Origin of the sequence: Deinococcus depolymerans (genome assembly GCF_039522025.1) — a bacterium.
Lineage (GTDB): Bacteria > Deinococcota > Deinococci > Deinococcales > Deinococcaceae > Deinococcus > Deinococcus depolymerans.
In genome coordinates this window covers 38,959-57,032 of the sequence record NZ_BAAADB010000010.1, presented here as the reverse complement: position 1 = coordinate 57,032, position 18,074 = coordinate 38,959, and the positions used below count along the sequence as shown (strand labels likewise).

The following is an 18,074-nucleotide window of genomic DNA, read 5'->3' as shown; positions in this document are numbered from 1 at the left end:
CGTGACGCTCGTGGCGGCCGCCGAAGCCTTCGCGCGGCCGTTCTACGACGCGCCGGAGCGTGCCTACCACACCGCCGCGCACGTCCAGTCCCTGATCCGGGCGCTGGGCGGGCGCGGCGTCCTCACACCGGAACTGGAACTGGCGGCGTGGGGGCACGACCTGATCTACGACCCGCGCGCCGCCGACAACGAGGAACGCAGCGCGGACGTGTTCGGCGCGTGGCTGGCCGCACAGGGCGCCGGTGTGGACGTGCAGGCGCAGGTGCGAGACCTGATTCTCGCCACGCGCCACGCCGCGCCCCCGACCACGCGGGCCGAGGCCCTGTTCGTGGACGCCGACCTGGGCATCCTGGGTGCCGACCCCGACACCTTCGACGCCTACGACCGCGCCATCCGCGCCGAGTACGCGCACGTCCCCGACAGCGCCTACCGGGCGGGCCGCTCGGCGGTCCTGCGGGGCTTCCTGACCCGCGAGCGGCTGTACCTCACGCCGGAATTCGCGGCGCTGGACGCCCCGGCACGCGTCAATCTGAGGCGGGCTCTGGAGCGGCTGGCGTAGACCCGGCCATCCCTGGCAGTCCCAGTTCGGCCAGCACCTCGGCCGTGTGCTGGCCGGGTGTGGGCGGCGCGCGGCGCACCGGCAGGGCCTCGCCACCAAACCGCCAGGGTGGGCTGGTCACGGTCGTCTCGCCCAGCGTGGGGTGCGGGACGGTCACGGCCACGCCGCGCGCCTGCACGTGCGGGTCCGCGAACACCTCGGCCAGGTCGTTCACGGGGCCGCACGGCACGCCCGCGCGTTCCAGGCGGTCCATGACCTCCTGCCGCGAGTGGCGGGCCAGTCCGGGCAGCATCCGGGCGTCCAGGTCCGCGCGGTGCGTCACGCGTCCCTCGTTCGTGATGAGGCGGGCGTCGGCGCCCAGCTCCGTCAGGTCCAACGCCTCGCAGAAGCGCCGCCACAGCGCGTCGTTCCCCACGGCGATGTTCACGAAGCCGTCCGCGCAGGGAAACGTCCCGTACGGCACGATGGACCGGTGGTCGTTCCCGGTGGGGGCAGGCACCTCCCCCGTCGCCAGGAACCGGCCCACCTGCGAACTGCCCAGCGCCACGACACTCTCCAGCAGGTTCACGTCCACCCGCTCGCCGCGCCCGGTGCGTTCGCGGGCGTACAGGGCCGCCAGGATCGCCTGCGTGACCAGCGACCCCGCGAACACGTCGGCCACCGCCACGCCCACCCGCAGGGGCGGCCCGCCCGGCTCGCCGTTGTAACTCATCATGCCGCCCATGCCCTGCGCCACGACGTCGTACCCGGCCCGGTCCCGGTATGGGCCGTCCAGCCCGAAACCCGTGATGCTCGCGTAGATCAGGCGCGGGTGGGCGGCGCTCAGGGCCTCCCAGCCCAGGCCCAGGCGGTCCAGCGTGCCGGGCCGGAAGTTCTCGATCAGCACGTCACTCCCGGCGATCAGGCGGCGCGCGACGTCCAGCCCGTCCGGGGTTTTCAGGTCCAGGGTCAGGCTGCGCTTGTTGCGGTTCACGCTCAGGAAGTAGCTGCTCTCGCGGCCCCCCTCCCCCACCTGAAAGGGCGGCCCCCAGGCGCGCGTGTCGTCCCCGCCCGGCGGCTCGACCTTGATCACGTCCGCGCCCAGGTCGCCCAGCAGCATGGTGGCGAACGGCCCGGTCAGCACCCGCGTGAAATCCGCGATCCGCACGCCGCTCAGGGGCAGGGTGGAGGGGGTCACGGGCGTGAAGGGCAGGGCAGGAGTGTGGGCATACGGGCACCTCGGAAGGGTCAGACGGGCGCAGCCACAGGGCAGCGGCGCGGCGGGAACAGGGTTGTGGTTGCCGCGCAGCATAGCGCGCCCGCACGCACAGCGCACAGAAAACCGCCCTCCGGGTGGGGGGCGGTTCGTGGAACGCAGTTGCGTCTTCGTACGGATCCCGTCTGTTTCATCGTTCACCCGGCACAGCACCGGGTGATCGACTCCACGCCCGGCATCCGCCTTGCTCCAACTCGCATCCGCTCGGGTTGAACGGTTTTGACAAACCATTCAACCGGAGTTGTTCTCAGTCGGCGGCGCTGCCGTGGTTTCCGGCCTGCGCGTTGGCCTTGTCCTTGGCGGCTTCGGCTTCCAGTTTCGCCTTGATCTTCTTCAGGGTGAAGCTGGCCTCGCGTTCGCGCTGGTCGAGCACCCCGCGGATGAAGCGGATGTCCTCCTGAATGCCCGGAATGCGGATCTGTTCCAGGGCGTTCACGCGGCGGCTGGTCTTCTTGATTTCCTCGCCGATGCGGCGCAGTTTCGTCTCGGTCGCGGCGACCTTGACGATGGCCTCCAGCACCCCGCCGAAGTCGGTGGCGGCCTGGATGGTGCGCGCGCCGACGTTGATGGGGCTGAACGTGGCGGCGTTGCGACGCTCCGGGATCTCGATCTTGGGGACCTTCACGCCGTAGATGCTCACGATCTGCATGTCGACGGCGTAGTCGCCGCTGCCGGCGAGGCTGAGGCTCTCGACGGCCTCGGGGCTGTCCCAGGCTTTCGCGCCGAACAGGCTGGTGTACGCGCCCTTGCTGACGCCGGCGAGTTCCTCGCGCGCGGCGAGGGCGTCCTTGACGAGCGCGAAGAATTCGCCGATGAGGGCGTCACGCTTGCGTTTCAGGAGGTCCGCGCCGCTCTGCGCGGTTTTCAGGCTGGCCTTGCTGGCCAGCATGGCGCTGCGGGTGGGGCTGATCTGTTCTGCCATAAGTATTCACCTCCCTGGTCGGTCGGTAATGACGGAAGGCGGGAGTTCCGGGCCACGCGGGCCGGGCCGCCTTCCGTCAGGGGGTCACATGCGGTTGCCTTTCCACATCTCGTCCATCTTGGTGCCGTAGTACTTGTCGATGGAGTCCTTGCCGAGGCGGGTCAGCTGGCTCTGGGGGAGTTTGCTCAGGATGCCCCAGGCGACGGTGAGGCTGTCGTCGATGGAGCGGTCCTGGTTGCCCTGGCCGATGAAGTAGTTCTCGAAGTCGTCCGCGAAGCGCAGGAACAGCTTGTCGGTTTCGCTCAGGGCGTCTTCACCGGTGATGGCGACCAGTTTGCGCAGGTCCAGGCCGTTGGCGTACGCGGCGAACAGCTGGTCCGAGACGTTCTTGTGGTCGGCGCGGGTCTTGCCCTTGCCGATGCCGTTGCCCTGAAGGCGGGACAGCGAAGGCAGGGGGTTGATCGGGGGGAACACGCCCTTGGCGTTCAGCGCGCGGTCCACCACGATCTGACCTTCGGTGATGTAGCCGGTCAGGTCGGGGATGGGGTGCGTGATGTCGTCGTCGGGCATGGACAGGATCGGGATCTGCGTGACCGAGCCGGGCTTGCCCTGCACCACGCCGGCGCGTTCGTACAGGCTCGCGAGGTCGGTGTACATGTAACCGGGGAAGCCACGGCGACCGGGGATCTCCTCGCGGGCGCCGCCGATTTCACGGAGGGCCTCGCAGTAGTTCGTCAGGTCGGTCAGGATCACCAGCACGTGGTAACCGTGCTCGAAGGCCAGGTACTCGGCGGTGGTCAGGGCCATGCGGGGGGTCAGCAGACGCTCCACGGCGGGATCGTCGGCCTTGTTCAGGAACAGCACAGAGCGGGCAAGGGCGCCGGTCCGCTCGAATTCCTGCGTGAAGAAGCTGACTTCGCGCTGGGTCAGGCCCATCGCGGCGAACACCACGGCGAAGTCACCCTCGTGGCCGGGCACCTTGGCCTGACGGGCGATCTGGGCGGCCAGTTCGTTGTGCGGCAGACCCGAGCCCGAGAAGATCGGGAGTTTCTGACCACGGATCAGGCTGGTGTTCACGTCGATGGTGCTGATGCCGGTCTGGATGAACTCCTCGGGCTTGGCGCGCGCGGCGGGGTTCATGGCCTGACCGTTGATGCTCAGGCGCTTCTCGGCGATCACCTCGGGCAGCCCGTCGATGGGGCGGCCCAGGCCGTCGAAGCGGCGGCCGATCATTTCCTTGCTGACGCCCAGGCGGGCCACGTCTTCGACGAGGCTGACGCTGGCGGTCGCGAGGTCCAGACCACGGGTTTCCTCGAACACCTGGATCACGGCGTTCTGGTCGGTCACGGAGATGACCTGACCGCCGCGCAGTTTGCCGGTGGCGTCCTTGATGTTCACGATGGCGCCGTACGCGAGGTCCGAGGCTGCGTTCACGAACAGCAGCGGCCCGGAGATGTACGCGACGTCGTTGTATTCCTTCTGGAGAAGGGTCACGCTTTCACTCCCTTGAAGGTGGTGTCGAGTTCGCTCAGCACGTCGTCGCGGTACGCGGCGAAGTCACCTTCGGCGGTGTAGCGGGCGCGGGCGAGTTTCTCGATGACGGGGCTCTGGACGATCTCGTCGATGGTCGCGCCGTCCTTGAGGGCCAGTTCGGCCTGGTCGTAGAACTTCAGGAACATCTGCATCAGGCCGTAGTTCTTGGGCATGCTGGCGCTGGCGTCGACCGGGTCGAAGCCGTTCTGCTGCAGGAAGTCCTGGCGCAGCATGCGGCCCGCCTCGATGATCAGGCGTTCGTTGTCCTGCAGGGCGTCGGGACCGACGAGCTGCACGACTTCCTGCAGCGCCGCTTCCTGCTGCAGCAGGTTGCCGATGCGCTGGCGCAGTTCCGGGAAGTCCTCGCCGACGTTGGCGCGGTACCAGGAGTCCAGGATGGGCGTGAACAGGCTGTAGGAGCCGTTCCAGTTGATGGCGGGGAAGTGACGGCGGCGGGCGAGGCCGGCGTCCAGACGCCAGAAGGCCCCCGTGATACGCAGGGTGGCCTGCGTGACGGGCTCGGACATGTCACCGCCGGCGGGGCTGACCGCGCCGATCACGCTGACCGCGCCGTCGTCGCCCGCGAGGGTCTTGACGGCCCCGGCGCGCTCGTAGAACGCGGCGAGCTTGGCGCCCAGGTAGGGCGGGTAGCCTTCCTCGGCGGGCATTTCTTCCAGGCGGGAAGAAATTTCGCGCAGCGCCTCGGCCCAGCGGCTGGTGGAGTCGGCCATCAGGGACACGGAGTAGCCCTGGTCGCGGAAGTACTCGGCCAGCGTGATGCCGGTGTAGACGCTCGCTTCACGGGCGGCCACGGGCATGTTGGAGGTGTTGGCGATCAGGATGGTGCGGTGCATCAGGGGCCCGCCGGTCTTGGGGTCTTCCAGTTCCGGGAACTCGACGAGCACGTCCGTCATCTCGTTGCCGCGCTCGCCGCAACCGACGTACACGACGATGTCGGCGTTGCCGTACTTCGCCACGCTCTGCTGCGTCACGGTCTTGCCGGAGCCGAAGGGACCGGGGATCGCGGCCGCGCCACCCATCACCAGGGGGAACAGGACGTCCAGGATGCGCATGCCCGTAAGGAACGGCAGGCTGGGGTCGAGTTTCTTGGCGACGGGACGGGGCGCACGCACGGGCCAGTAGTGGGCCATGCGCAGTTCGGTGCCGTCCTCGAGTTTCGCGATGGTGTCGTCGATGGTGTACTCACCGGCGGGCGCGATCCAGGCGAGCTTGCCGCTCTTGTCGGGGGGCGTCAGGACCTTGTGGGTGAAGGAGAACTCCGGCACGGTGCCCAGGATGGCGCTGCCCGTGACGGTGTCGCCGACCTGCACGGTGGGCGTGAAGCTCCACTTCTTGGTGCGGTCCAGGGAAGAGACCTCGATGCCGCGCGCGATGAAGTCGCCCGACGCCTCGCGGATCTTGTCCAGGGGGCGCTGAATGCCGTCGTAGATGCCGTTCAGCATGCCCGGCCCGAGCTCGACGCTCAGGGGCAGGCCGGTGGTTTCCACGGGCTCACCGACGGTCAGGCCGCTGGTGTCCTCGTACACCTGCACGAAGGCGGTGTTGCCGTCGAGGCGGATGATCTCGCCCACGAGGCGCTCCTGGCCCACGCGCACGATGTCGTACATTTTCGCGCCGTACATGCCGTCAGCGATGACGGCCGGTCCGGCGATGCTCTGCACGACGCCAGTCTTGTTCTGCGTCATTTGGTACTCCTTGGGAGGGGCAGAAGGCGGAAGGTCGATGGCAGAAGGCCGCGAGCGAGAACGCTCAGGTTTCTTCTGTGTTGTTGCCATCTGCCTTGTGCCATCTGCCTTCAGCCTCCGTCTTACAGTTTGATGTCGAAGCCGATGGTGTCGCGCACCAGTTTGCCCATGTAGGCCTTGGCGTCGACGGTGTCCGGGTTGAACGCGTCGCGCAGGCTGGGGATGGGCAGCAGGATCGGCAGGTCGCGTCCGCGCATCACGCGGGCGGTGGCGGTGGCCGGGTCGGGGATCAGGCCGGTGTCCACGGCGATCAGGCCGTAGGTGCCGCTGATGATCACGCGTTCCAGTTCTGCCAGGGCCGTCTCGGGGGTCGCCTCGATCACCTCGGCGCCCGCGAGGCGGTAGCCGGTGGCGGTCTCGGCGTCACTGAGAACGGCGACGCGCTGGGTGGAGGTGCTTTTGGTCATGCCTGCACCTCGCGGCGGATCTGGTCGGTGGGCAGGTCGTAGAACTTGCCACGGCCGATCAGGCGCAGTTTGGCGATCTCGATTTCCTTGCGGCGCAGGAAGTCGAGGATGATGCCCACGCCTTCGGGGTCACCGGCGGCGACGTTGCGCGCGGCGGTGTCCAGGGCGGTGCGGGCGGCGACTTCGGCTTCCTCGAGGCTGGGGGCGTCCAGGATGGCCGAGACGTCGCTCAGGCCGCCCGCGTCCCCGCCGGCGAGGCGGGCGTACCCGGCGGCGTCGAGTTTCCCGCCGGCCACGAACAGGTTCGGGTCGAGGGGTTGTCCGGCGCTCGCGCGGGCGATCAGGGCGTTGGTGACGTCGATCTCGCGGCTGAGGTAGCGGCGCAGGCTGGTGTTGCGCGCCACGCTCAGCGCGTAGCGGTAGTAGCCCTGGTCCAGCGCCACTTCGAGGTCGAGCAGGCGGTTGCTGGCGGCGTAGGCCTGCGCGCCGGCGCGCATTGCCGCGGCGAGCGGGTGTCCGCTGACGGCGATGGCGGCGGCGGCGCCCGGCAGGTCGCTGCTCTGCGCGGCGGCCTGCAGGGCGCTGGCCTTGATGGTCCCGCCGGGGATCAGGCTGGCCAGGATGGCGTCCGCGCCCCGGCCACTGACCACACCGCGTGCCACGGTCTTGAGGTTCACGAGGTCCCACTTCATCAGCAGGGCCTGGATCTCGCGTTTGGCGTCACCGTCGGCGAAGCCCAGGACCTTCTGGGTGGTGTCGAACAGGTTGCGGCTCAGGGCCTGGTCCAGTTCGGTCAGTCCGGCGGTCTCGTTGGTGGTGTCGCGCAGGTTCGCGGCGAGGTCGGTTTCGCTCAGGACCCGCAGGAACTCCTGGTAGCTGCCCGCGGCGAGCGCCGAGTCAAGCGAGCGTCCGTCGAGCAGTTTGGTCCGCATGATGCGGACGCGCGTGTTGATGTAAGCGTAGTCGTCGGGCATGTCGGTCCTTACTCGGCCAGCAGTCGGCTGATCTGCGGCGCGAGTTCACCGCGCACGCGGTCCAGTCGGCCGGTGAGGGTGTTCTGGATGCTGGACTTGCCGCCGGGGCCGACCAGGCGCACGCCGGTCTTGACCTGATCGTTCACGCGGATGTCCAGGGTGCGGCCCAGCTGGGCGAGCGCCTGACGGACGGCGTCGTGTTCGTTCAGGCTGGCCTCGACCGCCTCGGCGTTCGGCAGGACCTGCAGGGCCTCGCTGATCAGTTTCGCCAGGATCTGCGGGTACTCGGGCGAGGTGACGCTGGAGTGCAGGTACTGCTCGGAAACCTGGAAGGCCTGGGCCTGCAGGGTGTCGGAGGAGGTCAGGCGCTGGGCGTTGCTGTCCAGGTCCGCGGCGCTGCGGGCGCGCACGAGTTCCGCCTGCCGCTGGTTGTCCAGCTGGCGGGTGCGGCTCTCGATGAGCGTCCGGGCGCGTTCGTGGGCGCCGGCGACGATCTGCTCGGCGCGGGCCTGCGCGTCGGCGCGGATGCGCTCGATTTCGGCCTGGGCTTCGTTTTCGAGGAGCTTGTCGAGCGCCATATCAGTTCAGGATGAACAGCGCAAGGAAGCCGAAGATGACCAGGGTTTCGGGCAGCAGGAAGTACAGCAGCAGGCTGCCGGCCTTGCTGGGGTCCTCGGCGACGGCGCCGACGAGGCTGGAGCCGATGCGGGCCTGGGCGATGCCGGTGCCGATGGCGCCGAGGCCGAGGGCCAGGCCGGCGCCGATGGCGCGCAGACCCTGGTACATGTTGTCAGCGTTGCTGCCGGCGGCTGCAGCGCCTTCCTGGGCGAGACCGCTGGTGGCGAGGGCGAGGACGAGGGAAGCGACGACGATCTTGTTGTACTTGGTCATGGTGAACACTCCTGAAGGTTATTTAACCTGCCCCTGGGTGGGGCTGAGGCGACGAAGGGGGTTGTAGCGGGGGCTGGAATCAGCGTTGAAACCGGTCGGGTTGAGGAACTCGACCATGTGAAGACGCAGGGGTTGCAGGATGTGGCCGATCAGGGTCAGGGCCAGCACGAAGAAGTGCAGGACGATGCCCAGCAGCACGCCGATCAGGATACCGATGAAGCCCAGCGTCTCGCCGAGGCTCCAGCCGAGGTCGGTGCAGAGTTTCGCCAGGATGGCGGACACCAGGCCGACCGCGAAGATACGGGCGTAACTGACCACCGCGCCGCCCTGCGAGAGCAGTTCGACCGGCAGCAGCGGGTAGTGCTTGATGACGCGCAGCCAGCCGACGATGAACGCGGCGAAGCCGGCGTACATGACCAGGATGCGGGGGTCACTGAAGTCCGTGAAGGCGCTGAAGTCCTTCCCGGCCTTGGTGGCGAAGGCCAGCATGATCAGGGCCAGCACGCCGCCGAACAGCGCGACGCCTTCCCAGGTGTGGGTGCTGTCCTTGTGCTTGACGCCCTGCTGGATGCGGATCGCCCAGGCCCACAGGACCTGCAGGATGCCGAAGCACAGCGCGAACACCAGCGCGACGTTGCTGAAGTAGCCGGTTTCCAGGCGGGGGAACACGATCGGGATCACGCCGTAGTGCTTGACGCCTTCCTCGATGGGGTAGGTCACGCCGGTCCAGCTCCACAGGGAGTTGAGCAGTTCGGGGTTGATGTAGAAGAAGTGCAGGTGCTCGAGCAGGGTGCCGAAGAACTCGCCGGTCAGGAAGCCCCACAGGATGGTCCAGGCGGCCATGACGTTCGTCACGAAGCCCAGGTCCTTGAGGGTGGCGGGCGGCACGAACGCGCCGAAGAAGCTGAGGTTCCAGCCTTCGTTGCGCCGGGCCTTGCCGAGCAGCCACATGCCGAACCACAGGAACAGCAGGCCGTAGCCGATGTCGGCCATGATGATCCCGAAGAACAGCGGGAAGAACAGCGCCACGACCCAGGTGGGGTCGAAGGTGCCGTACTTGGGCGGCGTCATCAGGCCCATCACGGTCTGGAAGGGCTTGACGTAGCTGTTGTTCTTCAGTTCGACCGGCACGAGCGCGTCGTGGTGATCGTCGACCGGGTGCAGTTCGTAGCTGACGGCGTCACCGAAGGTCCCGAGCGCGCCTTTCAGGGCAGCGATCCGGTCTTCCGGGACGTAGCCCTGCAGCGCGAGGCTGTACTTGCCACGGGCGGACACGGCGCGGACGTCGTGAATGGCGACGCGGTCTTTCAGGGCGTCGCGGATGGCGTACAGCGTGGGGGCGTGCGCCTGCGCGAGCCGGTCGCGTTCGGTGGTCAGTTCACGCTGGCGGGTCTCCCCGGTCTGGGTGATCTGGTCCATCTGCGCGGCGGCGTCGCTGAGGCTCATGCTGTCGAAGCGGCCCGGGAGGCGCAGTTCGCCGAGGCGGACCTTGCCCAGCGCGGCGCGCGCGGCGTCGCGGTCCGAGCGGAGGGTCGCGATCAGGCCCACGCGGTTCTGGCCGACCGTCTCGGTGGCCAGGGCGTGACGGTCCCGCAGGCCCTCGTTCAGCGCCGCTTCGAGTTCAGCGACGTTGTCGGTGGGTTGCAGCAGGAACGGCACGGTCGCCACGCGGTGGCTGCGGTCCAGGCCGCCGGCCAGGCGTGCCAGGGCGCGCACGGCCTGGCCGTAGGCTGCCTCGGCGTCCAGGTCGGCCTGCAGTTCCTGGCGGGTGCGGGCCAGGGCCGAGACCGGCACGGCGGCCTGTTCGATCAGGTCGGCCCAGCTGCCCTCGGCGGGCAGGGGCGCGGGGGCGGGTCGGTAGCTGCCGAGTTCCGCGATGGTGCTCTCGGCGCGGGCGAGCAGGCGCTCGTCCTCGCGGCGGCTCTGGGCGTCTGGTCCAGCCAGGGTCCCGGTGTTCAGTGGACCGCCCGTGATGGGCTTGAGGTGCAGCACCCCGGCGTTCTGCAGGGCCGCAATGACGGCTTCGCTGTCGCGTTTGCGCGTGGCGATCACGACCTGCTGCATGGGGTTGATCACGGAAGCACCGCCCTCATGATGGTGTCCACGGCCTGGCCCAGTTTGGCCTCGGCGCGGGCGCGGATGGCCTGCGCCTGCTGCTGTGCGCTGGCGCTGGCCTGGGCGCGGATCTGCTGCACCTCTGCGGCGAGCGTCTGCTCGTGCTCGGCCTGCATGGCTTTCGCGCGGGCCTCGGCTTCGCGGAGGATGCCGGCGGCTTCCGCTTCGGCTGCCTCCACGGTCGCCTGCGCCTGTGCGCGGGCGGCTTCGATCTGCGCGTCCAGCGCCGCTTCACGGCTGGCCAGTTCACTTAAGACTCGACTTGAGACGTCCAAAACTCACTCCTCCTTTCCCTTCGTGACTCAAGCACCCCGGTCAAGACGCCCCATGAACGTCATGAGGTGTGGCGGGGGTGCGGTGAGTTTTGCGGTGGCCCGACCCTTTGTGATAGTTGCGTCAGACTCGTAATCCATCCTAACACAGCCCCTTCGGGGGTCCGGGAGGGCAAGCGTCCCTCCCGCACGCGGCGGCGCGTCACCCCGGGCGGCCCACGCAGAAGGCCTGCCCCCGGGGATGCGGTCGGAGGCAGGCGGACGTGGAGGGTCGCGGGTTGTGGTGCGGGCCGGCAGGGCCCCGTGAAGGTCATGGGTTGGGGGATTTCAGCGGGGCCGCCCGCTTTGAGGGGTCTGCAGGCCGTTCAGGCGGCGTCCGCACCGGTCGTATCGGGTTGCGTTCACGGTCCTCTGGGCTCCCCCGCTCTCCGGGTCCGTATCAGTCGCCGCCGACGAAGACGGGCGCACCCAGGCCGGTCTCGCTGTCGGAGTATCCCTGCTCGCTGTGGGCGCTGATGTCGATCCCGGCGATCTCCTGACTGACCGGCACGCGCAGCGGCGTGACCAGCCCCACCAGTTTCAGCAGGACGAAGGTCCCCAGCCCGGTCCAGGCGACGGCGGCCGCGACCCCGATGATCTGGATGACCAGCTGCTCTCCCACGGGCTTGCCCGCACCGGTCGTCCAGGCCAGCGCGCCGGTCAGCAGGGCGCCCACGATCCCGGCGACGCCGTGGCAGGCGAAGACGTCCAGGGCGTCGTCGGCCTTCATGCGGTTTTTCAGCTGCACGGCAGCGAAGCTCGCGGCGGCACCCAGCACCCCCACGATCACCGAGGCGGCGGGGCTGACATAGGCGCAGGCGGGCGTGATGGCCACCAGCCCCACGACCAGGCCGGTGGCGGCGCCCACGGCGGTGGGTTTCCCGTTGCGGACGCTTTCCAGGCCCAGCCAGGTGAGCATGGCGGCGGCCGGGGCGACCAGCGTGGTCATGAAGGCCAGCGCGGCCGTCTGGTTGGCGGCCAGTGCGCTGCCGGCGTTGAAGCCCATCCAGCCGAACCACAGCAGGCCCGCGCCCAGCAGCACGAAGGGAACGTTGTGGGGCACGTGCGCGGTCCTGGGGAAGCCGAGGCGGGCGCCCAGCACCGAGGCGGCGACCAGGCCCGACACCCCGGCGGCGATGTGGATGACGGTGCCGCCCGCGAAGTCCAGCGCGCCCATCTTGAACAGCCAGCCGTCCGCGTTCCAGACCCAGTGGGCCAGTGGGGCGTAGATCAGCAGGCTCCACAGGCCGCCGAACAGCACGAACGCCCCGAAGCGCATCCGCTCGATCACGGCGCCGCTGATCAGGGCGACGGCGATGATCGCGAACATCGCCTGGAAGGCCGCGAAGATGTAACTGGGGATGGTGCCGGTCAGCTGCCCTGCCAGGCCGTTGAAGCCCGCGTTCGCAAGTCCGCTGAAGAAGGCGTTCCCGCCGCTGGCGAAGGCGATCGAGTACCCGCCGAGCATCCACAGCACGCCGATCAGGCCGATGCACACGACGCTCATCATCATGGTGTTCAGGACGCTCTGGGCGCGGCTGAGGCCGCCGTAGAAGAACGCGAGGCCCGGGGTCATCAGCAGGACCAGGGCGGAGGCGACGATCATCCAGGCGGTGTCGCCGGTGTCGAGTTTGGGCGCCTCGGTCTGCGCGAGGGCCGCGCCGCCCAGCAGCAGGGCCAGCGGGAGGGTCTTGCGGAGGTGGGTCATGGGTGCACTCCTGGGGGTCCGCCTCAGGCGGGCGTGAGGCGGGTCTCGGTGACGGGGGTGAGGGCGGCGGCGTCCTGCTCGCCGGTACGGATACGCACGACCCGTTCGAGCGGCTGCACGAAGATCTTGCCGTCACCGACCTCGCCGGTGCGGGCCCCGCGGCAGATGGCGTCGATGGCGGCCTGCACGAAGGGTTCGCTGACGGCCATGCGGACCTCGACCTTGTCGCGGAATTCCACCATGACCCGCGTGCCGCGGTAGTGCTCGACGATCTCCTGCTCGCCGCCGTGCCCGCTGACGCGCGAGAGGGTGATGCCGCTGATGCCGGCCTGGAACAGCGCCTCCTTGACCTGCTGGACCCGTTCGGGCCTGATGACGGCCGTGATCATTTTCATGGCGTCTCCTTTTTACCGCTCAATTTGCAGTGGTCGCATCCCTGCATACCCCGAGCTTAGGGAAGGCTTTGCAGAATGTCAAAGTAAATCTTGACAATTGGCTAGATTTCCCTGCGCAACCTACACACGCACCCGTCCGGGGCTGCGTGGCGTGCGGCGAACCCCGGACACCGCGTCTCCTCTCCCCTCCCCCCCGCCCGAATGAGCGGTGCGTGCCTTCCCTGCAAGCGGCGTCCACCTGACCGGACTCCGGTTGCATGCATTGCCAACGCCGGTCAGTCCGAGCGGGCGCGACCCGCAGCGAGGAGGATTCCGGGCGTGGCGTCAGAGCCGTTCACCGAAGGGAGGCACCGGACGTCTGGTCTTCCGATGCCTCCCCTCTCCGCTTCGCGGCTGTTCCAGTCTGTCCGGCCCGTCAACAGTCACCCGCTCAACACCCACCCGCTCTCCTGCGGAGCGTGACAAGTCCGACCGGCCAGTCATACGGATTCCGTTTGTCTCGCCAACAATCCGGAACTTCACCGGATGGCCGGCTCCACGTCCGGAATCCGTTTCTCTCCTTCTCTGCGCAGCAGCTCTCCGAGTCGCATCCGCTCGGATTGAACGGTCTTTGCAGCCCATTCAATCGGAGTCCGTATCAGAGGACGCGGCGGCCGCGCACACCCAGCCAGAAACGCACGCCCAGCACGCCCAGCGCCGCCAGGGCCAGCGCCCCCAGCACCGGCACGAACACGGCCAGCACGCTGAGCAGCAGGCTGGTCCCGTCCTCGACCCCGCTGACCACCGGGTTTCCCAGTCCGCCGGTCGTGGCGGTCGCGACCGGGCGGATCGCGGTGCGCGTGGCGTGCACGCCGCCCGCCACGATCAGGCCCAGCGCCATGCTCAGGGCCGGGGGCACGTCGGCCACGCCGGACTGGGCTGCGAACAGCACCGCGCCCGCCGCCGTGTTCACCACGCCGCCCAGCAGGTGCAGCGCGTGGTCCACGCCCGGAATCTTGTCACCCACGAAATCCAGCAGGCCCAGCACGCCGACGCCCACCAGCACCCAGGTGTTGCCCAGCAGGTCGAACGGCTCGTTCAGGCCCAGCACCCCGAAGCGTGAGAGCAGCCCCACCAGCAGCAGCGGCACGAAGGCGTTCAGGCCCGCCGCGCCCGACAGGCCCAGCGAGGACAGCAGACCGGAGAGCAGTTCCATACGCCCCACAGTACGCGCCGCCGCGAGGGGGCGTTTCACCCCCCCCGGCTTCCGGCCCCAGTGGGGGCAGTGAAGACCGGAGGGGGCGGGCCGCTCAGCGCAGGTACGCGACCAGCAGGTCCACGCCGGCGCGCAGGTCGGTCTCGTGGACGGCCTCCACGACCGTGTGGATGTAGCGGGTGGGGAGGCTGAGGGTCAGGGTGGGCACGCCGCCCCGGCTGCGCTGGATGGCCGCGCCGTCCGTGCCGCCCAGGGACAGCACTTCCAGCTGCGCGGGAATGCCCCTGGCCTGCGCCAGGTTCCAGAAACGGTCGACGAGCGCGCGGTGCGAGATCATGGTCGAATCGAAGACCTTGATGCCGATGCCCTGACCAAGCTGCGTCACGGCGTCCTCGGCGGGCACGCCGGGCGTGTCCACGGCCAGCGTCACGTCCAGGCCGATCCCGACCGTGGGTTCCACGGCGTACGCGGCGGTGACCGCGCCGCGCAGCCCGACCTCCTCCTGGGTGCTGAACACCGCGATCAGTTCGTGCCGCAGGTCCTGGCCGCGCAGGGCGCGCAGCGTCTCGAGCAGCAGGAACACGCTGGCGCGGTCGTCCATGGCCTTGCCGCACACCAGCCGCCCGACCCGGCGGGCCGACTGGTCCAGCGTGACCATGTCCCCGATCCGCACCTGCGCGCGGACCTCGTCGGCGTCCAGGCCCAGGTCGATGAAGAACTCCTTGACTTCCGGGATCTTCTTGCGTTCCTCGGGCGTCGCGATGTGCACGGGCTTCCCGCCGGGCGTCAGGATGCCGGGCAGCGCCCCGCCCCGCGCGTGGACGGTGACGTCACGCGCGAACAGGTTGCGGGTATCGAAGCCGCCCAGCGCCTGCACGCGCAGGAACCCCCGGTCGTCGATGAAGCGCACCAGGAACCCGATCTCGTCCATGTGGGCGCTGATCATGACGCGCTCGGCCACCTCGCCCTTCCCGGGCGGGCGGCGCGGCGGGCGATCACGTTGCCCATGGCGTCCACGCGGACCTCGTCGGCCAGTCCCTGCAGTTCGGCCAGCACGAAGTCGCGCACGGCGTCCTCCTGTCCGGGCACGCCGGGCAGGTTCGACAGGTGCGTCAGGACGTCCAGGCGCAGGTCCGTCACGGTCGCGGCGGGGGCCGCGTCAGCCTTCTTCTGTTTTTTCGACACGCCCGCCAGTATGCCCCGCTCCCGCCGCTCCATCCGGCACGGCTGACCGCGTGGTCCCCGTGGCCTGGACAGGTGCCGGGGCCGCGGGTTTCGGAGGGGGCGGCGGGCGCAGGTCCGTGCCGTTGAACTGCCCCTGCGCCTCGGCCAGCCCGGACGCCGCCCAGACCTCCACGGCGTTCGCGCCCAGCCGCACGAGTTCGTTCAGGTCGCCCTTCTCCTCGTCCCGCCAGCGGCTGAGCACCCAGTCCGGCACCGCCCAGCCGGCGGGCGGGCGCGAGATGCCGATCTTCAGGCGCGCGAAGGCCTCGTGGCCCAGCAGCCGGATGATGTCCCGCACGCCGTTCTGCCCGCCGTGCCGCCCGCCCATGCGCAGCCGCAGCAGCCCGAAGGGACTGTCCAGGTCGTCCTGCACGACCAGCAGGGCCGCGCCCTCCAGTTTGTAGAAGGACATCAGCGGCGCGACCGCCCGGCCGGAGGCGTTCATGAACGTCAGCGGCCTGACCAGCAGCACCTTCTCGCCCGCCCCTGGCCCCAGGCGCACCTCGGCCACCTCGGCGTCCTTGCCTTCCCTGCGCCACGCGGCCCCGGCGCGGCGGGCGACCTCGTCGATGACCAGCCAGCCCACGTTGTGCCGCGTGTGCGCGTACCCACTTCCCGGATTGCCCAGGCCCACCACGAGTTTCACGGGCCGATCCTCAGGCTTCCAGGCTGTGCAGGATCTCGCGCCACTTCGCCTCGGTCTCGCGGACGCGCAGGTCGCCGCGCGCGCGGACGTAGCCGCCGCGGAACTCCGCGAAGCGCGTGTCGGTCTCGGCGAACAGCAGCCCCAGCGCCTGGCGGATGTCCGTGACGTTCCGTTCGGTCAGGGTGGTGTCCTTGGCGTCCAGCACCTCGTCCAGCGTGGCCATCAGGCCCGACAGGGGCCGCAGCCACTGGAACTGCGGGTGGTTCATCACCAGCGAGTACAGCTCGAACGGTCCCCCGACCGGTCCGTTCATGAATTCGTACTCGCCCTTGGCGAAGTCCAGCAGCGCGGAGTGAAAATGCCGCAGCGCCGGGACCAGGGCGGTGAGTTTCGCGCGAACAGCAGCGTCAGTCATGCCCCCAGCGTAGCAAGGGCCGCCCCGCCCGACTGAACACCGCCTCCCACTCCGGCCGGCCGGTCCGCGGCGTGTCAGGATGGAGGCACCCCACCCGACCGTTCACCCCTGCTCCCGAGCCGCCACGGCTCCCGAGTGCCGGAGGCCCCCCATGACCCAGTTCCCGCCGGACCCGGAAGCGTCCGGGCCGTCCCGCCGTCCCCTCCTGCGGCTGACCGCCGCCTTCTCTGCGCCGCAGGACGCCGCCGAACTGCGAGGCGCGCTCCTGGGCCGCCTGGACGCCCGGCTGCTGCACCTGCATGCCCGCCTGCCAGCGGCCACGCTGCGCGCCGTGCTGCACGACAGCGCCCGCCTGCTGGGCGCACACCTGAACCTGCGCGGCGAGACGCTGGACCTGCGCGCCGATCCCTGGAGTGGCGGCGGTGACCTGCGCGGCGAGACGCTGGCCGCCGCCCGCCACCACCTGATGCTGCCCGGCACGCCCCGCCGGCTGGACGGCCCGGCGCTGCGGACCCTGACGGACCGCTGGCCGCGGGGCACGCTGCTGCTCGTGGAGGGAGGCGTGGTGGGCGAGCAGCTGAACCTCGCGGACGAACTGGACCGCCTGACGCTGCAGGACGCCCTGCGTGACTGGACCGCGCGGCCCGGCCCGGCCGCGCGGGTGCACGTTCACCGGCTGCTTCCCGGCGGCCGGCTGGAGCAGTGGCTGGCGCCGCGCGGGTGGTGAACCATGAGAGGGGGGTGGTGGGCCCTCGCCCACGTCACTCCCCCTCCAGTCAGGCCACGCGGGTGGGTGTTCCCCGGGTGGCGGCGGCTTCGTTCACCGCCCGGACGGGCGTTTCTCTCCTGCCCGCTCTGCGAGTCCGCCCGGGCTGAAAGCCTTTACGGGCCCCTTTCAGCCGGACTGCCAGCCATACCCGGAACCCGTATGATACGGATTCCGTTTATTTCGTTGACAGATCGGAACACCACCGATCTGCCAACTCCACGTCCGGAATCCGTTTCTCTCCTCCTCGCATCCGCTCGGATTGAACGGGCTTTGCAGCCCATTCAATCGGAGTCCGTATTACAGGCTGCCCTTGAGGGTCGTGGCGACCTTGAAGCGCACCTTCTTCCCGGCGGGAATGGTGATGCGCTCGCTGGTGCCGGGTTTCACGCCGGTCCGCGCGGCGGTCTGCGCGATGCTGAGGGTTCCCAGGCCCGGCAGGCCGACGCTGTGACCGCTGCGCAGCGCGTCGATCACGCAGTCGACCATGGTGCCCACAGCCTCGCCCGCCTGTTTCTTGTTCAGGGTGGTGCGTTCGGCGACCATGTCGATGATCTGCGTCTTGGCGATCTTCCCGGCGTCGGCGGGAACGGCGCTGGCCGCCGCCTTGGTGGCCTTCGCGGCGGGACGGGTGGCGGGCTTCTTCGCGGCGGGCTTGCTGCTCTTGGCCATGCGGGAACCTCCGGAAACTGAATTGAGCGATGAATTTTTGGCTCAAATGCACACTAACACACCATTGCGCCGCGTCAAGCGAAGAACGGCGACCCAGTCGAAGCGCAGCCCACCCACACCGGGCACGGACATCCAGAAAAACCCGCTGGATGCGAAAAAACCCACACTTCCTCAGGCAGGGGCGCCCGCCCGCACCCCCCCGGATTCCCCCAGCGGGCCGGCCGCCCCGCTCATACGGACTGCCGTTTGTTTCGTTAACACGGAACATCACCGATCTGTTAACTCCACGTCCGGAACCCGGTTTTCTCCCACTCGCTTCG

Annotated in this window: 20 protein-coding genes; 2 read left to right on the top strand and 18 right to left on the bottom strand. The window is 69.3% G+C overall.

The genetic code is table 11. The annotated features are described in order from the left end of the window. Window position 1: 1 nt before the first annotated feature. Window positions 2-559, top strand: coding sequence for an HD domain-containing protein (locus ABDZ66_RS06210; RefSeq protein ID WP_343757205.1), 558 nt, complete (start codon window positions 2-4; stop codon window positions 557-559). Here ABDZ66_RS06210 and ABDZ66_RS06205 read toward each other — a convergent pair. The 17 genes from ABDZ66_RS06205 to ABDZ66_RS06125 all read right to left on the bottom strand — a co-directional run bounded on the left by ABDZ66_RS06205 (window position 525) and on the right by ABDZ66_RS06125 (window position 16,316). Next, window positions 525-1,736 (bottom strand): CaiB/BaiF CoA transferase family protein, encoded by a 1,212-nt coding sequence (locus ABDZ66_RS06205; protein ID WP_343757204.1) that lies wholly within the window; start codon window positions 1,734-1,736, stop codon window positions 525-527. The genes ABDZ66_RS06210 and ABDZ66_RS06205 overlap by 35 nt on opposite strands. 325 nt (window positions 1,737-2,061) lie before the next feature. Next, window positions 2,062-2,736, bottom strand: a complete 675-nt coding sequence (locus tag ABDZ66_RS06200) for a V-type ATP synthase subunit D (protein ID WP_088250127.1) — start codon at window positions 2,734-2,736, stop codon at window positions 2,062-2,064. Between the two features lie 84 nt (window positions 2,737-2,820). After that, the gene (locus tag ABDZ66_RS06195; protein ID WP_078301214.1) at window positions 2,821-4,230 is read right to left on the bottom strand and encodes a V-type ATP synthase subunit B; all 1,410 of its coding nucleotides are present in this window, start codon (window positions 4,228-4,230) and stop codon (window positions 2,821-2,823) included. Then, window positions 4,227-5,975, bottom strand: coding sequence for a V-type ATP synthase subunit A (locus tag ABDZ66_RS06190; RefSeq protein ID WP_343757203.1), 1,749 nt, complete (start codon window positions 5,973-5,975; stop codon window positions 4,227-4,229). Before ABDZ66_RS06190 ends, ABDZ66_RS06195 begins: the two co-directional genes overlap by 4 nt. A 122-nt stretch (window positions 5,976-6,097) precedes the next feature. Next, window positions 6,098-6,442 carry a V-type ATP synthase subunit F gene (locus ABDZ66_RS06185; RefSeq protein ID WP_343757202.1) on the bottom strand — a complete coding sequence of 115 codons (345 nt, stop codon included), beginning with the start codon at window positions 6,440-6,442 and terminating at the stop codon, window positions 6,098-6,100. Next, entirely contained in the window at window positions 6,439-7,416 is a 978-nt protein-coding gene (locus ABDZ66_RS06180) for a V0D/AC39 family V-type ATPase subunit (protein WP_343757201.1), read from the bottom strand. The genes ABDZ66_RS06185 and ABDZ66_RS06180 overlap by 4 nt, the downstream gene beginning before the upstream one ends. Before the next feature lie 8 nt (window positions 7,417-7,424). Beyond that, window positions 7,425-7,994 (bottom strand): V-type ATP synthase subunit E, encoded by a 570-nt coding sequence (locus tag ABDZ66_RS06175; RefSeq protein ID WP_343757200.1) that lies wholly within the window; start codon window positions 7,992-7,994, stop codon window positions 7,425-7,427. Between the two features lies 1 nt (window position 7,995). Then, window positions 7,996-8,307 (bottom strand): V-type ATP synthase subunit K, encoded by a 312-nt coding sequence (locus tag ABDZ66_RS06170; protein ID WP_343757199.1) that lies wholly within the window; start codon window positions 8,305-8,307, stop codon window positions 7,996-7,998. 18 nt (window positions 8,308-8,325) lie between these two features. After that, window positions 8,326-10,383 (bottom strand): V-type ATP synthase subunit I, encoded by a 2,058-nt coding sequence (locus ABDZ66_RS06165; RefSeq protein ID WP_343757198.1) that lies wholly within the window; start codon window positions 10,381-10,383, stop codon window positions 8,326-8,328. Next, window positions 10,380-10,697, bottom strand: a complete 318-nt coding sequence (locus tag ABDZ66_RS06160; protein ID WP_343757197.1) for a V-type ATPase subunit subunit G family protein — start codon at window positions 10,695-10,697, stop codon at window positions 10,380-10,382. Before ABDZ66_RS06160 ends, ABDZ66_RS06165 begins: the two co-directional genes overlap by 4 nt. Before the next feature lie 436 nt (window positions 10,698-11,133). Further along, complete coding sequence (locus ABDZ66_RS06155; RefSeq protein ID WP_343757196.1) at window positions 11,134-12,441, bottom strand: ammonium transporter; 1,308 nt, start codon at window positions 12,439-12,441, stop codon at window positions 11,134-11,136. A gap of 23 nt (window positions 12,442-12,464) precedes the next feature. After that, a complete protein-coding gene (locus ABDZ66_RS06150) occupies window positions 12,465-12,836 on the bottom strand; it encodes a P-II family nitrogen regulator (RefSeq protein WP_343757195.1) in 372 nt (123 codons plus the stop codon). A 637-nt stretch (window positions 12,837-13,473) separates the two neighbouring features. Further along, the gene (locus ABDZ66_RS06145; protein WP_343757194.1) at window positions 13,474-14,031 is read right to left on the bottom strand and encodes a DUF4126 domain-containing protein; all 558 of its coding nucleotides are present in this window, start codon (window positions 14,029-14,031) and stop codon (window positions 13,474-13,476) included. A 94-nt stretch (window positions 14,032-14,125) separates the two neighbouring features. Then, window positions 14,126-14,992, bottom strand: coding sequence for a M42 family metallopeptidase (locus tag ABDZ66_RS06140; RefSeq protein ID WP_343757193.1), 867 nt, complete (start codon window positions 14,990-14,992; stop codon window positions 14,126-14,128). Further along, window positions 14,974-15,216 carry a hypothetical protein gene (locus ABDZ66_RS06135; protein ID WP_343757192.1) on the bottom strand — a complete coding sequence of 81 codons (243 nt, stop codon included), beginning with the start codon at window positions 15,214-15,216 and terminating at the stop codon, window positions 14,974-14,976. Before ABDZ66_RS06135 ends, ABDZ66_RS06140 begins: the two co-directional genes overlap by 19 nt. Beyond that, window positions 15,191-15,901 carry an aminoacyl-tRNA hydrolase gene (pth, locus tag ABDZ66_RS06130; RefSeq protein ID WP_343757191.1) on the bottom strand — a complete coding sequence of 237 codons (711 nt, stop codon included), beginning with the start codon at window positions 15,899-15,901 and terminating at the stop codon, window positions 15,191-15,193. The genes ABDZ66_RS06135 and pth overlap by 26 nt, the downstream gene beginning before the upstream one ends. 10 nt (window positions 15,902-15,911) lie before the next feature. Then, entirely contained in the window at window positions 15,912-16,316 is a 405-nt protein-coding gene (locus ABDZ66_RS06125) for a hypothetical protein (RefSeq protein ID WP_343757190.1), read from the bottom strand. Window positions 16,317-16,467: 151 nt separating this feature from the next. On the opposite strand from ABDZ66_RS06125, the gene ABDZ66_RS06120 reads away from it, so the two are divergent. Continuing rightward, on the top strand, window positions 16,468-17,043 hold the full coding sequence (locus ABDZ66_RS06120; protein ID WP_343757189.1) for a hypothetical protein: 576 nt from the start codon (window positions 16,468-16,470) through the stop codon (window positions 17,041-17,043). Between the two features lie 339 nt (window positions 17,044-17,382). On the opposite strand, the gene ABDZ66_RS06115 is transcribed toward ABDZ66_RS06120, so the two are convergent. After that, window positions 17,383-17,754, bottom strand: a complete 372-nt coding sequence (locus tag ABDZ66_RS06115; RefSeq protein WP_343757188.1) for an HU family DNA-binding protein — start codon at window positions 17,752-17,754, stop codon at window positions 17,383-17,385. Window positions 17,755-18,074 lie beyond the last annotated feature (320 nt).

What these genes read in the sequence shown, in the direction of transcription:
- ABDZ66_RS06115 (WP_343757188.1), bottom strand. Translation starts at nt 17,754, where the DNA reads ATGGCCAAGAGCAGCAAGCCCGCCGCGAAGAAGCCCGCCACCCGTCCC.
- ABDZ66_RS06170 (WP_343757199.1), bottom strand. Translation starts at nt 8,307, where the DNA reads ATGACCAAGTACAACAAGATCGTCGTCGCTTCCCTCGTCCTCGCCCTC.
- ABDZ66_RS06120 (WP_343757189.1), top strand. Translation starts at nt 16,468, where the DNA reads ATGACCCAGTTCCCGCCGGACCCGGAAGCGTCCGGGCCGTCCCGCCGT.
- ABDZ66_RS06150 (WP_343757195.1), bottom strand. Translation starts at nt 12,836, where the DNA reads ATGAAAATGATCACGGCCGTCATCAGGCCCGAACGGGTCCAGCAGGTC.
- ABDZ66_RS06190 (WP_343757203.1), bottom strand. Translation starts at nt 5,975, where the DNA reads ATGACGCAGAACAAGACTGGCGTCGTGCAGAGCATCGCCGGACCGGCC.
- ABDZ66_RS06185 (WP_343757202.1), bottom strand. Translation starts at nt 6,442, where the DNA reads ATGACCAAAAGCACCTCCACCCAGCGCGTCGCCGTTCTCAGTGACGCC.
- ABDZ66_RS06180 (WP_343757201.1), bottom strand. Translation starts at nt 7,416, where the DNA reads ATGCCCGACGACTACGCTTACATCAACACGCGCGTCCGCATCATGCGG.
- ABDZ66_RS06145 (WP_343757194.1), bottom strand. Translation starts at nt 14,031, where the DNA reads ATGGAACTGCTCTCCGGTCTGCTGTCCTCGCTGGGCCTGTCGGGCGCG.
- ABDZ66_RS06175 (WP_343757200.1), bottom strand. Translation starts at nt 7,994, where the DNA reads ATGGCGCTCGACAAGCTCCTCGAAAACGAAGCCCAGGCCGAAATCGAG.
- ABDZ66_RS06200 (WP_088250127.1), bottom strand. Translation starts at nt 2,736, where the DNA reads ATGGCAGAACAGATCAGCCCCACCCGCAGCGCCATGCTGGCCAGCAAG.
- ABDZ66_RS06125 (WP_343757190.1), bottom strand. Translation starts at nt 16,316, where the DNA reads ATGACTGACGCTGCTGTTCGCGCGAAACTCACCGCCCTGGTCCCGGCG.
- ABDZ66_RS06155 (WP_343757196.1), bottom strand. Translation starts at nt 12,441, where the DNA reads ATGACCCACCTCCGCAAGACCCTCCCGCTGGCCCTGCTGCTGGGCGGC.